Below are 15,286 nucleotides of genomic sequence, written 5' to 3' on the forward strand. Positions count from 1 at the left end.
CGAGTTCACAGAAACCCCGAGTTCACCGAAACAAGGAGAAGATCACCCGTGCCGCAGAGTCTCGTCATCGACACCGACACCGCGTCCGACGACGCCGTCGCCCTGTTGATGGCCGCGCGCGATCCACGATCGGAGATCCGCGCCGTAACGGTCGTCGCCGGGAACGTGCCCCTCGTGCAGGGCGTCCGTAACGCGAAGGCCACCCTCGAACTGGTGGGAGCGTCCGACGTGCCGGTGTGGGCGGGATGCCCCGCTCCGCTCATCCGCGATCTCGGGACCGCGCAGAACGTGCACGGCTCCGACGGGATGAGCGGAACGCCGCTGCCCGAGCCGCGGATGGCGACGCAGGACGGCCACGCCGTGCTCGCGCTTCTCGACATCGCCCGTGACGAGCCCGGGCGGCATACGCTCGTGACGCTGGGACCGCTGACGAACATCGCGGCCGCCATCACGATCGACCCCGAGTTCCTCACGAGGTTCGAACACACCTACATGATGCTGGGCACCAGCGACGGCAACGGCAACGTGTCCGCGATCGGCGAGTACAACGCCTGGGCCGACCCCGAGGCGGCGCAGATCGTGCTCCGGGCGCCGGGTGAGAAGACCATGGTCGGCTGGGACATCTCCCGCAAGTACGCGGTGATCGATCCGGATGAGGATCGTCGCCTGCGCGACCTCGGGAAACTCGGGCGGTTCGCCGCCGACATCAACCGCGACGTGCACGTGTTCGCGGTCGAGGAGACCGGGTTGGCCGGCTATGACCTCCCCGACCCCATCGCCATGGCGATCGCCATCGATCCCGGCCTGATCGTCGACGCCGAGGACCTCCACCTTCAGGTGGCGACCGACGCGACGACCCGTGGGCACACCTACGCCGACCGTCGCACCCCTCCGCGACCGGTGAACACCCGCGTCGTGACGCGTGTCGACGGCCAGGTCTTCCTCGACACGCTGCGGGCCGCCCTGACCCTCTGACGCGGCCCGGGGCGGCGCCGGTCAGGTCCTTCGACCGGCGCCGCCCCACGCGGCAGTAGAATGTCGACCATGGTGGTCACGTACGCCGACATCGCCAAGCGGGCGGGCACGTCGACCGCCGTGGTGAGCTATGTGCTGAACGACGGGCCGCGCAACGTCGCGCCCGCCACCAAGGAGCGCGTGCTCACCGCAGCCTCAGAGCTCGGTTATCGGCAGCACCGGATCGCGCGAGCCCTGCGTTCCGGCCGGACGGGGCTCGTCGGGGTTCTGACACCCGACGCGACCATTCCCTACTTCGGCGAGCTCACTCGGGCGATCGTGCGGGCCCTCGGCGACACCGACCGGTTCGCGCTCGTGAGCCACGCCGCGGTGGCCGGCCGATCCGAGCGCCAGGCCATCGAAGCGCTGCTCTCCGCCCAGATCGACGGGCTACTGATCACGGCATTCTGGCCAGACCAGGAGCTTTCTGTCGAAATCGACGTCCCGGTCGTCTACGTCCACCACAAACCCGAAGGGGTCGAGGGCCTGCTTGTCGAGAGCGACAATACGCACAGCGTCCAAGAGGCGGTAGGGCACCTCCGAGGCCACGGTCACGGTACGCCGGCATTCTGGGGAGGCCCCGACGACGTCGGCCCCACCGGCGAGCGGACCCGCGAATGGGCCGCGCTCACCGGCGGCGGCGGATCGCTCTACCGGTCCGGCTACAGCAGCGAGGAAGCGTCCGCCGAGTTCCGGCGACAGCACCGGCTGGGCACACTGGCGAGGTCGCTGGTGGTCGCCTCCGACGTCCAGGCACTCGGGATCCTGTCCGCCGCCTACCAACTGGGGGTGCGGATCCCGGACGACCTCGCCGTCATCAGCCTCGACGGCTCCGCGGAGACGGCGTTCACCTCTCCGCCGTTGACGGTCGTGCGGCAGCCGGTGGAGTCGATGGCCGCCCGGGCGGTCGGTCTGCTGACCGGACATCCCGACGATCGCGAGCCGCTCGGGACCTTGACCATCCGTGCGAGCTGCGGCTGTGACTACGGGAGCTGAACGATCCGCGACCGGATGAGGACGGTCAGCGCGGCGAGAGCCGACAGCAGGACGGCGAGCAACAGCCCAACCGTGATCGTCGGGCTTAGCGCGCCGAGCATCGTCCCGGCACCGATCCCGATGTAGAGCGCAGAGGCGTTGAGGCCGACCGCGATCGCGCCATCCAACCCCGCGGCACGCAGCAGCGACTGCTGGATGACGGGGCTGATCGACCAGGTGGCCGCACCCCACACACCGAAGAGCAAACCGGCGCTCGCCGCCCAGCCCACCTCGACGTGCGTCAGGGCGACGAATCCCAGGAACACCAGGCACAGCACCGTGAGCGTCCCGACAAGCAGGCGTTCCGGGTTCCGGTTCTGGAGCACAAGGCCGACCAGCAGGGTGGCCGCGACGCCTCCGGCTCCGAAGACAGCCGGCCCGGCCACGTCCGACCCGACGTCGGTCGCGAGCTCGTCCGATCGGCCGAACACCGTGTAGGCCGATGCCATCGAGATCGCTGTGAGTAGGAGCCAGAATCCGCAGGTCGCCAGAGTGCCGAGATATCGGGCCGGCTCCGGCCGGTGTGCCCGATCCGTCGTCGCGCCGCGCACCGCGAACGCCACGAGCACGGCGGCGACGCTGATCAGGGCAGGCGCCATCAGGAGCAGTTGCCAGGGGATTCGGTTGACGAATGCCCTGGCCATGTCGGGCGTGAATGAGGTCGCCCCCGCCAGGACGGCGAATGCGACCCCCGTCGCCGTGCCCGATCGTCGTGCGGCTCCGGCCGCGGAGAGGAGGACCGGGACGAGCGTCGCCGCGCCGACGGCGGCGATCGCCCGGGAGGCGACGAAAGCGCCGTGGGTCGATGCCAGCGCGCCGAGCACGCCGGCCACGACGACCAGTGCCGCGCCGATCGAGATGACGCCGCGCCACGAGAGCCTGTGGCCGAGGACCGGTGTGAACGGCACGCAGACCGCGTACGCGACCGAGTAGACAACGGTGGCGATGTGGATCCGGTCGACGTCCGTGCCGAGATCCCGTGCCACCGCGTCGGCCAGCCCCTCCGGGAGGAAGGTGCTCATCCCGGCGGCCGTGATACCGAGAACGACGACGACGAACCTCACGCGCCGCCGGCCCGGCACCACCCGGCGGCCACCTGTTCCCGAACCGTCACGTCGCCGATGTTCAGCGCGATCGTGGCCAGCGCCGCGTGGTGCATGTCCTCCTGGTAGGACGCACAGCAGTCGGCGGGCACCTGAACGTCCCACCCACGCTGGAAGGCGTCGTTCGCCGTGGACGCGACACAGCACTCGGTGGTGAGCCCTGTCACGGTGACCCGATCGGCTCCGGCCTGTCGCAGCATGGACTCGAGCGGCGTGTCGATGAACGCGCTGTACTTTTCCTTGCGGACCACGGTCTCTTCCCCGAACGGCTGGACCCCGTAGAACTCGGCGAGCTCGGTGCCTTCCACGCACGCGTCGAAACCGAACGCGGCAGGCGAACCACGCAGCTTCCTGTTCGCCTCCCAAGGTGAATCGGGCCGAGTCGTGTTCTGGATCCAGTAGATCGGGACATCCATCGATCGCGCGTCGTCCACGAGCCCGGCGATCTGCCCGACGGCCGCCTGAACGCGAGCCACGGCTTCCATCGAGACGCCGTGACTCCTCAGAAACTCGGGCCGGGCGAAGTAGTGCTGCACGTCGACGACCAGAAGAGCTTCGGCACGGGGTCGGGTCATGAGCCGTCTTTCTAATCGATTAGATGAGAGACAGTGGGACGGTACCGTCGGCCCAGGGCCTTGTCAACGGGGGCGGATGTGTCCGATTGCGTTGAACGCCCGCTCGGAGACCCCGATCCGGTAGTACGTCGCCCAGCCCCTGATGATCGGATTGAGCTTACTGATCAGCATGTCGTGCGGTTCGTACTCCGCGTACACTCACCAGGACCTATCGGAGGAGCAGGGAAGATGAGCGGTTCTGTCGACCCGTCACAGACAGCCCGTACGGAATCGGTCCGACTCGCGGTCTACTCGCACTTCGCCCGCACCGGCGATGCCCCTACCCCGCAGGACTTGGCCCGCGCACTTGATGCCACTGCGGGCGAAGCACGCCAGGCACTGGAAACCCTGCACGCGCGCCATGATCTGGTGCTCGACAGCCACAACCGCGACCGGATCGTGATGGCCCATCCGTTCGCCTCGATCCCACTCGGCTTCTCCGTCATGGGAACGAGCACGCTGTGGTGGGGCGGCTGCGCCTGGGACTCCTTCGCCATCCCCCACCTCGTGGCCACGGAGCAGGACGTTCTGGTCGCCACACGCTGCCCGGCCTGCGACACCCCGCACGCATGGGTCGTGGGCCGGGCAGCCCCACCGGAAGGCGAACAGGTGGCCCATTTCCTCACCCCCGCTCACCGCATCTGGGACGACGTCGTCCACACCTGCGCCAACCAACGCCTCTTCTGCTCAATCGACTGCGTCGACGCCTGGCTGCACGACACGGGACACAAACGCGGCTACGTCATGGATCTGGCCACCCTGTGGCGCCTGGCCCGCGGCTGGTACGCAGGCCGTATGGAACGGGGATACATCCGCCGCGACCCCGTCTCAGCCGCGTCCTACTTCACCGAGGTCGGACTGCACGGAGCCTTCTGGGGGCTCTCCGACTGAACCCACAGCTCTGAGGCCACTACGACACAACTTCCGACGGCGGGCCGACCAAGGAACGGCAGCCGGAGTATTCCGCGGCCACCTCCTCCATCCGCCGGAAGACGTACCAGCAAGGGGCGACCTCGAACGGCGTAGCTTTCGGTGGATAAGCGACCACTTCGGAGCGGATGACCGCCACCCACCCGACGGCACGCCTGAAACGAGCCGTAGTGGAGCAGGGCATCGTGGCAGCGCGCGAAAGGCGTCGGATCAAGTCTCGAGGTGGTGGCCGAGTTGGCCCGCCGTGTGGACGACGTCGACGCGGAGTTCGACGACCGGACCGCCCTGTGGGTGGCTGTCTGCGCCCACCGCCCGGACAACGCCCGCGTCCTGGCCGCCGCCGGAGCGGACCCGTGGCGGCCGATGATGGCCGGCTGGTCTCCTGGGCGGCTCGCCCTCGCCGGTCCGGCGCCTGACCTGTTCCCGATCCCGGCGGGGCACCCCGGCCTGACCTCCGCCGAGGCCGCGACGGTCGCGGAGGCGCGACGGCTGATCGCCGCGCTGGAGGAGGCCGGCGAAGACTACATGGGTGTGGCGTGCGTGGCGGGTGTCACGGCGGCCGAGGCCGCCCGGCGGCTGGCGGCCCGGCCGGCCGACGGCGCCGACGTCGAGGCGGTCCTGGCTGATCCGTGGGCCGACCCCGACGGCAATCTGGGGATCGTCGGCGTCACCGACGTTCCCGGCGGCTGCGTCGTCATCCAGCCATGGGGATACGCCCCCTCCACCCCCGAGGTGATGCTGCCGCTGTCGGTGGAGGCGGTCTGCTACAGCGTGTTCGCCAATCCCAAGAGCGGCGGCCAGGGGGCCGTGAGCCGGGATGGAGTGATGGAGGACTCGGACACATCTCCCGGCGGCGGCGCCCCCGGTGGGCACCTGCCGGCCGAGGAGATTCTCGTCGAGTACCTCTACCAGGGCGAGGCCGTGCCCTACTGCTGCGCCGCGGCGGGACTGCGACTGCCCGACGCGCGGGCCGTCGCCGGCCCGCCGGATCTGTGGTTGCGGCTGCCCGAAGGAGATCGCTGAGGCTGTACGGCCAAGCCGTGCCCGAGGCCGTACGGCGGGCGAGGCGCGCGGGTCTCGGCAGAGGCGCGGACCTGTATGCGGCGGATGGGCGCATGAGACGGTGAGGAAAAGACCGGAGGCCGGCTTTGACGACCCGCTTCGAGTCGCCGCTTTCGAGATACGTCACGTCCGCGCGTGCGGTTGACGCTCTGTCGCGAGATGTGCACGCGGGGATTCTGTTCAGCCCCTGTGGGCGACTGCCAAAGTATGGCAGACGAACCCATCGAGGCCGACGCGCGGATTCCGCGTCGGCTGCCTATCGCACATCGGGCAGGTGACCTTCATGTCCTACACCTTGATCAAACTTGACGATATTCCTGTGGGTAAGCGATTCGACTTCTGGTGGGAGACCGTGGCGCAGTCGGTGGTGTCGGTGGACGCCTCCAGTGTCAACTCCACGAGCTTCTGGGCCGAGATGCGCACTCTCGACCTCGGCACGACGCAGTTGTCCCGGGTGCGGACCTCATCGTTCGACGCCCGTCGCACCCAACGGCGGATCCGCCAGTCCGATACGGGGCAGTACCAGTTGTCGCTGATCCTGCGCGGCCGGTCCAGAGTGCGGCAGGAATACCGTGAGGCGACTTTGAGGTCGACGGATCTGGTGTTGTACGACACGTCCCGCCCTTTTCACGCTTCGTCCATGGCCGACGACACGGCGGAGATGTCGAAGCGACCTCCTAAGGTGCCGTCCGACGGTTTCATCCTGCAGTTCTCGCGTGATCTCCTGCCGCTTCCCGCGTCGTCGGTCGAACGGCTGCTGGCCGTGCGGCTTTCCGGGAGAAAAGGCGTCGCCGCGCTGCTTCGCGGCATGCTTCGCCAGGCGATGCAGCAGTATGACCAGTTCTCGCCGGTCGAGGCGATCCGGGTGTCCACGTCCATCCTCGACCTTGTCACTGCCCTGCTGAGCCGCGAGGGCGGCACCGCTCCGGACGCCCTGCTCAACGACCCGCGCGGCGTCCTGCTGCTAAGGGTGAAGGCGTTCATCGAGCAGCGGTTGGCGGACGTGGACCTCACTTCGGAGATGATCGCCGCGGCTCACCACGTCTCCATCAGGCATCTGCAGAAGCTGTTCGAACAGCAGGGGCTGAGCGTGGCGAGCTGGATCCGGCGGCGCCGGCTCGAACGCTGCCGGCGCGATTTGGCCGATCCCGGCGAGGACGGCCGCTCCGTCCGGGCGATCGCCGCTCGATGGGGCTTCACGAACGACGCCCATTTCAACCGTGCCTTCCGCGCGGTTCACGGCGTTCCCCCGGCCGCTTACCGGCGTCACCTGCAGGAATCCAGGGAAGCGGCACTCGTGCGCTGATCGGCAATGGCCGTGCGCGTATGCGCAAGGAGCCGGGGATCCGGGTATGCGATCGTTCATTCGAACGAGATCGGATTCCACGGGGTCGAGCGAGCAAATCGTTCGGAAAAGGGCTCACAGATCGGGGAACGGGGGCACGGCCGGCGATCTGGCCGGTACGGGCGTTCTCCACGGGTGGAGCACCTTCTTTCGCAGGCGCATGCGCGTCGGGAGAACCCTGCGGGAAAGGTAGACGGGCCACTCTGAGACAGGGAGAGCGAATGAGGAGAGTAATACGCAGAACCGCGATGGTTCTGGTGGCGATCTGCGTCGCCCTTGCCGGGACCACCGTTTTGTCGAGCCCGGCGCAGGCGGCCTATCGGCCCATTGTGAAGACCGGCGCCGCCGTCGGTGTCAACAGTGACGGACGTCTTGAGGCGTTCGTCACCAGCGACGTGGGCGTGATCTGGCACATCTGGCAGAATCCCGGCGGCGGCTGGAGCGAATGGGACAATCTCCGAATGCCGTCGGGGGCGGGAGCCTTCGGGCCGAAGCGTCCGGCTGTGGCGCGTAACAAGGACGGCCGGCTGGAAGTGTTCGCGGTCGCCGACAACGGCCACCTTTACCATATCTGGCAGAATCCCGGGGGCGGCTGGAGCAACTGGGAAAGCCTGGGCAGCGGTTTCGGCTGGGCCAACGTGGCCGTCGCCGGCAACAAGGACGGACGGTTGGAGGTGTTCGCCGTCCGAGACGGCCAGTTGGTGCACCGATGGCAGAACCCCGGCGGCGGCTGGAGCGGCTGGGCCAACCTCGGCGGGAGCCTGCATGCCGAGACCTGGCCCGTCGTGGGCGTGAACGCCGACGGCCGGCTCGAACTGTTCGTCATCGGGACCAACGGCCGCCTCTCCCGGAACTTCCAGCTTGCCGTCAACGGTACGAGCGGCTGGAGCGGCTGGTACAGCATGGGCGGCGACCTGGTGACGGGCGCGAACGAGGGGCCCGCCGTCGGCCGCAACGCCGACGGCCGGCTGGAGGTCTTCGCGAACTCCACCGACGGGACCCTGCGTCACATCTGGCAGACCTCGCCCAACGGCGGCTGGAGCGGCTGGGGAACCGTCGGCGAGGGCGCAGGCTTCCCCATCGTCGGCCGCAACGCCGACGGCCGCCTCGAGATCGTCGCGGTCGAAGGCCGGGCGGTCGTCCACAACTACCAGACCAACGGCAGGTGGAGCGGCTGGTCCAACGTCGGCAGCGTGCTCGCCGCGATGAACCGGCCGGCCATCGCCTCGAACCCCGACGGCCGGTTGGAGATCTTCCAGCAGCACATAGTGGACGGGCGAAGCGAGATCCACCACATCTACCAGGTGGCACCGAACTCCGGCTGGTCCAACTGGTCCCACCTTGAGGCCGGCTGACCGCAGATTGTGCCATGGCCGGTTCCCGAAAACGACGGACAGAACTGGCCGACCGGCCCCGCCCGAGAACATCGGGCGGGGCCGCCCCTTCTCCACACAAGGTCGTGAACACGATGAACCGGCGTACGGCCGTTTACGATCTGCTCCTGGGCTACGAGGCGGACTCGGTGAAGCCGTTGCAGGAGTTCCATGCGGTCTGGTGCCGGGGCATCGATGTGCCGGAAAACCGCACGCCGGCTGCAAGCGGATCCCGCGTCGCTGACCCCGGTGAACGCGACGGGACCCGCTGCGCCTCTGGGTGACATGGGACCGGACTGGCGCCTGGTACTCATCGGCGACGGTGGCCCGTGGACCGCCGTCTTCGGTGATCACGAGTGCACGACCAAGGAGACCATGGCCGCTCTCTCCGCGGCGGGCGGTGCCGCCATCAGCGTCGGCCGGCACATCAGCGGCGGGGAAAAGGAGCGAGGATGGTGTCCTCTGGCCAGTAGGCGCGCAGGTGCAGGGAGAACGGTTCGCCGGCGGGGGCGGGTGGCCAGTTGGCGTCGGACGCGCTGGGCCGGGTCGCGTGGACGTGCAGGGTGAGGGAGCCGTCGGGTCTCAGGCGCAGGTCCTTGTTCTTGGTGCCCGGCGAGTAGCGGTTGATGGGGGGACGAAGGCGGTCTCGTCCGGGGCGTTGACGAAGATGCCGGCCTTCGACGGCCGCGCCGGAAATCGGCGTGAAGAAAACCTGTTGAGCGGCGAACACTGGGAGACAGTTGCCTTCGGAAGGACGCCATGACTGCACCACCTGACGCCAAGGACGTGCTGGAGGACGTCACTGTGGTCGAGCGGTCGCTGGACGATCCCGAATTGTTCGCCCTCCTGTACGACCGGTACTTCACCGAGGTCTACCGTTATCTGGCCGCCCGGCTCGGCAGCGAGCAGGCCGAGGATCTGGTCGCGGACGCCTTCCTGCTCGCGTTCAACGGCAGGAGCGGCTTCGACCCACGGCGGGGCACCGTACGGTCGTGGTTATTCGGGATCGCCACGAACGTCGTGGCCCGGCACCGCCGCAGAGAGGGCCGCCGCCTGAACGCGCTGAGCAAGGTCGCGGCCGAGGAATCCGCCGACGGACACGAGGACGGGCTAACCTCGCGGCTCGCGGCGCAGGCCAGCCGGCCGGAGCTCGTCCGAGGGCTGAAGGGGCTGGCGAAAGGTGATCGCGACGTGGTGTTCCTGCTGGTGTTCGGTGGGCTGGGCTATGAGGAGATCGCCACGGCCCTGGACATACCGGTGGGGACCGTCGGGTCCCGGATCAACAGGGCGCGCAAGAAGCTGCGCAAGGCGCTGGGCGACGTCAACCCGATCGGAGAGTGGTGATGGACGAGCTGAAGCTGATCGAGGCCGTGTTCACGGAGCCCGAGCCCACGCCGGAGGCGGCGGCGAAGGGGCGTGACCGCTTCCTCCGTTTGACCCGCGAGGCACAGGCGTCACGGTCGCGCCGTCCGCGCCGCAGGTGGTCGGCCGCGCCGCCGATCCGGCGCGTCGCCCTGGTCGGCGCCATGGCGGTGATGCTCACCGGCGGCATCATCGTCACCCAGGTGAGCCTGGGTGGCTCCGACCCGCGTACCCCCGGATATCTGATCGCCGCCCCTCCGGCCGACGCTCAGGCCCTGCTCACCCTGGCCGCACGGGCCGCCGCCGGCCGCCCCGACACGGTTCCGGCCCGCGGTCAGTACGTGCACACCAAGATGCTGGCCCAGCACAGCTTGTACACCAAGGGCGAGTCGGGCCGGATGCTCTACACCAAGGTGCTGGTCAGCGAGGAGCGCTGGGAGGCCGCCGACGCGGGCAAGCCCTGGCTGAGCCGCAGCCAGAACCTGTCGGCCACGGGACCGGCGCCCCGGAAGTACTGGGACCACGGCGTCGAGGACATCGTGTCCGAGCCGGGAGCCTGTCCCGGCCAGCCGGCGTTCGCGCGGCTAGGCACCTGGCCGACGGACCCCGCCGAGGTACGCGCGAAGATCGTGGCCGACACGGGCGAGGAGCCGCTGCGCATCTGGCGCTCCCTCCAGCACCTGGTCCGCGAGTCCGTGGTACGGCCCAGCTTGAGCGCCGCGCTGTACCAGGCCGCCGCGGGGCTGGACGGCATCGGGCTCGTCCACGACGCCGTGGACGTCGCCGGCCGCCCCGGCCTGGCCGTCGCCATGGACGAGGGCGACGGCACCCGGTCCGAGCTGATCTTCGATCGGAAGACCTACCGCTACCTGGGCGAGCGCACGGTGAACACCAGGGACCGCAAGGTGAAAGTGTCCTCCGGCGGCGAGTACACCGAGAAGAAGGGCACGGTGAACGGCACCGCCGTGCTCGCCGTCGATCTCGCCCCCAGCTTGCCTGAGGTGTCGCCGAAGGCGTCCCGCATGAAGATCCCCTGCTGAGACTTTTCCCCACCTGATCCGGCCTTTCCGGCCGTGAGCTCTGTTTCGCATGCCCTCGATCGATCCGGCATGCCCTCAAGGAAGAAGGAGAACATTCATGTTCATCGCCAAGGCGGTCGCGGCCACCCTGCTCGCCGGCTCATTCGGCGGCCTCACCTCACCGCCGTCGGGGGACGCCGCCGCGCACGAGAAGCAGACGCGGCTGGAGGTCAGGCGCGTCGCCTGCATGACGGAGAAGGGCCTGGACTACATAGCCTCGCCGGAGCCTCGGTACACGTGGCAGTCCGGGGAGCGGGAGCGGCTCGCGGGTGACCTGGAGGCGCTGCGGGCGTACCGGGCCAAGTACGGCTTCGGCGTCTGGGCGCCGAACGTTTATCCCAAGGACAGCGTCGTCAACCCCGTCCAGCAGGAGAACCCGAACAACAAGATGCTGATGTCGCTCTCGGCCGGCCAGCTGAAGAAGTGGCGCGCCACCGATGAGTCCTGCTTCTCCCAGGCGGTCAAGGAGGTGCTGGGCAAGACCGTCACCTCCCAGGAGGACTACTCCGACCAGCTCGAAGCGGCGGTGCGGAAGTCGTTGAGCGTCCTCGACCGGGACACGCAGCTCGTCCAGCTGGGCAAGCAGTTCGCCGCGTGCCTGGACGTCAGCCGGACCGAGCCGACCGCGCTGGACGGTCTGAGCCACACGAAGATCGTGCGGCAGGCTTCGGACGTCGCCAAGAAGGCGTGGCAGGGCGAGCGGCCCAAGGGCAGGACCGTCATCTTCCGGCCGAACCTGAAGCCCGCGCAGGCCAGGCCGTACTTGGACAAGGAGATCAAGGCGGCGCTGAAGGACCTGGAGTGCGGTAAGGGCTTCTATGCCGCCTACTCTCCCAAGGCCATGGAGATCACGTCGCGGGTCTATCAGGAGTTCGGCCGGGAGGGCGCGGCCCAGGCGATCCCGTCCCGGATCTACCGCAGGTTCGCCTGACCGGCCACCCTCTGATCTGGCCATTGCCCCGCCCCCGTATCACCCTCCCGCCACGCGGCGTCGAGAAGTGATGTCAACTCACCGCACATCGACCATGAGAGAGCAGATGAAATCAAGCCACGCGACCTTCGCCATGATCGTGGCGGTATCTGTCATCGCAAGCGGCACTTCGAGCGCCGCGCAGGCGGCCGAGCCGGTAGCTCCCGTGACCGGCGTGTCGGGCTCGGTGACGCTGCTGACCGGTGACCGGGTGACCGTCACAGCGAACGGTCACCGGATCGAGCCCGGGCCGGGCAGGGAACATCGCTTCGACGTCCAGCGCCGTCAGGGCCACCTGCGCGTCATTCCCGAGGATGCCAAACGGCTGCTGGCCGAGGGTCTGCTGGATGAGCGGTTGTTCGACGTCACGCAGTTGCTCACCTGGCGGTACGGCGACGCCTACAAGGCGGAGATACCGCTGATCGTGCAGTCCGCCGAGGGGAAGGCGGCGCAGGCGCTCAGCGGAGCGCGGCAGGGGAAGGAGTTCGCCGGGCTGGGGCTGGCCGGCATGAGCGTCTCCAAGGCGACGGCGGGCCAGACCTGGCGGAGCCTGGTCGGGGGCGCCCGATCGTTGGCCGCGGACAGGTCGAAGATCTGGCTGGACGGCAAGCGGCCCATCGCCCTTGACCAGAGTGTCAAGCAGATCGGGGCCCCGCAGGCGTGGCAACAGGGGCTGACCGGAGCCGGTGTCACGGTCGCCGTGCTGGACTCCGGTTACGACGCCACCCACCCCGATCTTAAAGACGTGGTCACACAGTCACGGAACTTCTCCGACGAAACCGATATCACTGACAACGTTGGACATGGCACCCATGTCGCCTCCATCGTGGCGGGAGCCGGGGAGAAGTATCGGGGCGTCGCGCCGGGGGCGAAGATCGCGCTTGGCAAGGTCGGCGGAGAGTACGCCATCGAATCGGCGCTCTTGGCGGGCATGGAATGGGCCTCCGCCGAGGTCAAAGCGAAGATCATCAATATGAGCATCGGCGGTCCGGACACGCCCGGCATCGATCCGCTCGAGCACGCCGTCAACACTCTGTCGGCACGCACGGGCGCGCTGTTCGTCATAGCGGCGGGCAACGACGGCGTACCCGGCTCGGTCAGCAGCCCGGGCAGCGCCGAGGCGGCACTTACGGTCGGCGCGGTCGACAAGTCCGGCCGGATGGCCGAATTCTCCAGCCGCGGCCCGAGAACAGGCGATCACGCGATCAAGCCCGACGTGACCGCTCCCGGCGCCGACATCATGGCGGCGGCCTCGCAGGGAACGGCGGACGGCCCGTACGCCGCCCACAGCGGCACTTCCATGGCGGCGCCGCACGTCGCGGGCGCGGCGGCGATCCTCGCCCAGCGGCACCCGGACTGGAGCGGCGAGCAGCTCAAGGCCGCGCTCATCGGCAGCGCCGCGCCGCAGGCCGACGCCACGCACTTCGACCAGGGCGCCGGGCGCGTCGACGTCGCCCGGGCGGTTGGGCAGCAGGTGTACGCCAGTCCCGCGAACGTCGGCACGGTCTTCCGCTGGGGCGGATCCGGCGAGCGGCAGGCGACCAAGGAGATCACCTACACCAACGCCGGTGACTCTCCGGTCACGCTGGACATCGCCGTGGACGGTGACGTGCTGCGCACCTCGGCACAGCGGGTCGAGGTGCCCGCCAAGGGCACAGCATCGGTGACCGTGACGATCGATGGGACCGGCAAGGAGCCCGGTGATCACCCGGGCACCATCACGGCCCGATCGGGTGACCTGCTCGTCCGTACCGTCGCCACCGCGTACGTGGAACCGGAGGCCTACGACGTGAAGATCAGCGCGCTGGGCACCGACGGCCGGCCCGCCGACGCGATCGGGGAGTTCTACAACGGCAGGGGCGAGAGTCTTCGGATGATCCTTCGCGGCGCGCCGGAAACCTACAGGCTCCCCTCAGGCGAGTGGAGCCTGTACGTGGACATCTACGAAGGTATGCGCATCACGACCACGCATCTGCCGGTAGAGGTCGGCGAACAGGGCACGGAGATCGTCCTGGACACGCGCAAGGCCAAACCGATCAGGTTCACCCTGGATGAGCCCACGGCTGCCACCAGCGGGTGGACCGAAATGTGGGTGATCAACGGTTCGTGGTACCTCGGCTGGGCTGGAGGCAGGCCCGACCCCAGCGCGGTGTACTTCGTGCTCGCCTCCAAGCAGCCCGGCCTGAAGTACGTCACCAGGATGCACTTCCACCACAGGGACGCCTCTCCCACCCCCGTCCGCTACGACCTGGTGGACGAACGTCATGACGGCATCCCCGAAGACCCCACGTACACGGCCAGGGTGCAGGATCTCGACAAGGTGACCACGACCTTCCGCGGCGCCGGAACGGCCGCGATGGGCACCTACTTCGTGGCGACTGCAATCGACGGCGTCTCTGACGGATTCCTGACCCCCACGAACGATGTGCCGCTGCCGGGCAAGCTGACGGAATACCGGACGCGAGGGCAGAAGTGGTCCAGCGCTCTGCGCGTCGGTGAATCCATGGTCACGGGGGCCACGGGACCCATCGGCGGCGGCGATCGGCAGACGTGGGGCGTCGCGGTGAGCGGCCCGTCCTTCGCCACCTTGGGCGCCTGGCGGGAGGGGAACACCGTGACGTTCGACGGCGCCCGGCTGTTCTCCGAGAGCGTGCCCGGCCGGGTCGGCATGGACGGCGCGGCCACTGGCACGGTCAGTCTCGCCAAGGGTGATCAGGTCGTCTCCACGATCGACTACACCAGGTGCGGGCCGTGGGAGATCGATTCCTGCCGGTTGACCGCCGGCCTCCCGGCGGAGCCCGCCACCTACACGCTCAGCGCAACGGCCAGCCGGCAGGTACCGCACTCCACGCTGTCCACGAAGGTGGAATCGACATGGACGTTCCGCTCGGCGAGCACCGCCAGGCGGGAAGCGCTCGCGCTGGCGGCGGTCCGCTTCGCCCCGGAGGGACTGAACGAGTACAACCGCGCCAAACCCGGATCGTCCACCCGGCTGCCGATCTGGATCGAACGCAATCCCGGCGCTCCCGCGGCGGCCACGAAGTCCATCCACCTGCAGATGTCCGTCGATGACGGAACAACCTGGCGCGACATCCGGGTCAGGGCCGAGGGCTCGGGCTGGACGGCGCAGCTGACCAACCCGCGCACGGCGGACTTCGTGTCCTTGCGCGCCACGTCGACCGATACCGCGGGCAACAGCGTCAGCCAGACCATCCACCGCGCCTACGCGGTCGGATAACCCCCCCCACAGGGCGGTTTCTCCAAAGGCGCGTACCTCATTCGCCGTGGTGAAGCCGCCCTGCTTCGCCGGCATCCAACTCCCGGGTTTGAGCAGGGTGGCCCAGTCGGGGTCGGCCAGGACGGCCCTCCGCATCCCCAGGCCGATCCACCGTTCCGATG

The 15,286-nt window shown here is 68.7% G+C and carries 15 protein-coding genes; 11 read left to right on the forward strand and 4 right to left on the reverse strand.

Annotation, left to right across the window (positions count from 1 at the left end):
- Positions 1–48 precede the first annotated feature (48 nt).
- Both QSK26_RS32865 and QSK26_RS32870 read left to right on the forward strand, forming a co-directional pair.
- A complete protein-coding gene (locus QSK26_RS32865; RefSeq protein ID WP_285779207.1) occupies positions 49–975 on the forward strand; it encodes a nucleoside hydrolase in 927 nt (308 codons plus the stop codon).
- Between the two features lie 69 nt (positions 976–1,044).
- On the forward strand, positions 1,045–2,010 hold the full coding sequence (locus QSK26_RS32870; RefSeq protein WP_285779208.1) for a LacI family DNA-binding transcriptional regulator: 966 nt from the start codon (positions 1,045–1,047) through the stop codon (positions 2,008–2,010).
- On the opposite strand, the gene QSK26_RS32875 is transcribed toward QSK26_RS32870, so the two are convergent.
- From QSK26_RS32875 to QSK26_RS41970, 3 genes are all read right to left on the reverse strand, one after another.
- The gene (locus QSK26_RS32875) at positions 1,998–3,134 is read right to left on the reverse strand and encodes an MFS transporter (RefSeq protein WP_352244437.1); all 1,137 of its coding nucleotides are present in this window, start codon (positions 3,132–3,134) and stop codon (positions 1,998–2,000) included. The genes QSK26_RS32870 and QSK26_RS32875 overlap by 13 nt on opposite strands.
- A complete protein-coding gene (locus QSK26_RS32880) occupies positions 3,110–3,727 on the reverse strand; it encodes a cysteine hydrolase family protein (protein WP_285779210.1) in 618 nt (205 codons plus the stop codon). The genes QSK26_RS32875 and QSK26_RS32880 overlap by 25 nt, the downstream gene beginning before the upstream one ends.
- A 63-nt stretch (positions 3,728–3,790) precedes the next feature.
- On the reverse strand, positions 3,791–3,898 hold the full coding sequence (locus QSK26_RS41970) for a group II intron maturase-specific domain-containing protein (protein ID WP_352244443.1): 108 nt from the start codon (positions 3,896–3,898) through the stop codon (positions 3,791–3,793).
- A 57-nt stretch (positions 3,899–3,955) separates the two neighbouring features.
- Between QSK26_RS41970 and merB the strand changes: the two genes are divergently transcribed.
- From merB to QSK26_RS32905, 5 genes are all read left to right on the forward strand, one after another.
- Complete coding sequence (merB, locus tag QSK26_RS32885) at positions 3,956–4,657, forward strand: organomercurial lyase (RefSeq protein ID WP_285779211.1); 702 nt, start codon at positions 3,956–3,958, stop codon at positions 4,655–4,657.
- Positions 4,658–4,921: 264 nt separating this feature from the next.
- The gene (locus QSK26_RS32890; protein WP_285779212.1) at positions 4,922–5,719 is read left to right on the forward strand and encodes an ankyrin repeat domain-containing protein; all 798 of its coding nucleotides are present in this window, start codon (positions 4,922–4,924) and stop codon (positions 5,717–5,719) included.
- 322 nt (positions 5,720–6,041) lie between these two features.
- Positions 6,042–7,064, forward strand: a complete 1,023-nt coding sequence (locus tag QSK26_RS32895; RefSeq protein WP_285779213.1) for an AraC-like ligand-binding domain-containing protein — start codon at positions 6,042–6,044, stop codon at positions 7,062–7,064.
- Between the two features lie 260 nt (positions 7,065–7,324).
- Positions 7,325–8,458: a PLL family lectin gene (locus QSK26_RS32900; protein ID WP_285779214.1), complete on the forward strand. Its 1,134-nt coding sequence runs from the start codon at positions 7,325–7,327 to the stop codon at positions 8,456–8,458.
- Between the two features lie 104 nt (positions 8,459–8,562).
- Positions 8,563–8,760: a hypothetical protein gene (locus tag QSK26_RS32905; protein ID WP_285779215.1), complete on the forward strand. Its 198-nt coding sequence runs from the start codon at positions 8,563–8,565 to the stop codon at positions 8,758–8,760.
- 143 nt (positions 8,761–8,903) lie between these two features.
- On the opposite strand, the gene QSK26_RS32910 is transcribed toward QSK26_RS32905, so the two are convergent.
- On the reverse strand, positions 8,904–9,206 hold the full coding sequence (locus tag QSK26_RS32910; protein ID WP_285779216.1) for a DUF1214 domain-containing protein: 303 nt from the start codon (positions 9,204–9,206) through the stop codon (positions 8,904–8,906).
- A 29-nt stretch (positions 9,207–9,235) separates the two neighbouring features.
- On the opposite strand from QSK26_RS32910, the gene QSK26_RS32915 reads away from it, so the two are divergent.
- The 4 genes from QSK26_RS32915 (at position 9,236) to QSK26_RS32930 (ending at position 15,125) form a co-directional block, all read left to right on the forward strand.
- Complete coding sequence (locus QSK26_RS32915) at positions 9,236–9,820, forward strand: RNA polymerase sigma factor (RefSeq protein ID WP_285779217.1); 585 nt, start codon at positions 9,236–9,238, stop codon at positions 9,818–9,820.
- A complete protein-coding gene (locus QSK26_RS32920; protein WP_285779218.1) occupies positions 9,820–10,878 on the forward strand; it encodes a CU044_5270 family protein in 1,059 nt (352 codons plus the stop codon). The genes QSK26_RS32915 and QSK26_RS32920 overlap by 1 nt, the downstream gene beginning before the upstream one ends.
- A gap of 97 nt (positions 10,879–10,975) precedes the next feature.
- A complete protein-coding gene (locus tag QSK26_RS32925; RefSeq protein WP_285779219.1) occupies positions 10,976–11,848 on the forward strand; it encodes a hypothetical protein in 873 nt (290 codons plus the stop codon).
- A gap of 106 nt (positions 11,849–11,954) precedes the next feature.
- Positions 11,955–15,125 (forward strand): S8 family serine peptidase, encoded by a 3,171-nt coding sequence (locus tag QSK26_RS32930; protein ID WP_285779220.1) that lies wholly within the window; start codon positions 11,955–11,957, stop codon positions 15,123–15,125.
- Positions 15,126–15,286: the final 161 nt, after the last annotated feature.

Source organism: Microtetraspora sp. NBRC 13810, from assembly GCF_030268685.1.
Lineage (GTDB): Bacteria > Actinomycetota > Actinomycetes > Streptosporangiales > Streptosporangiaceae > BSRQ01.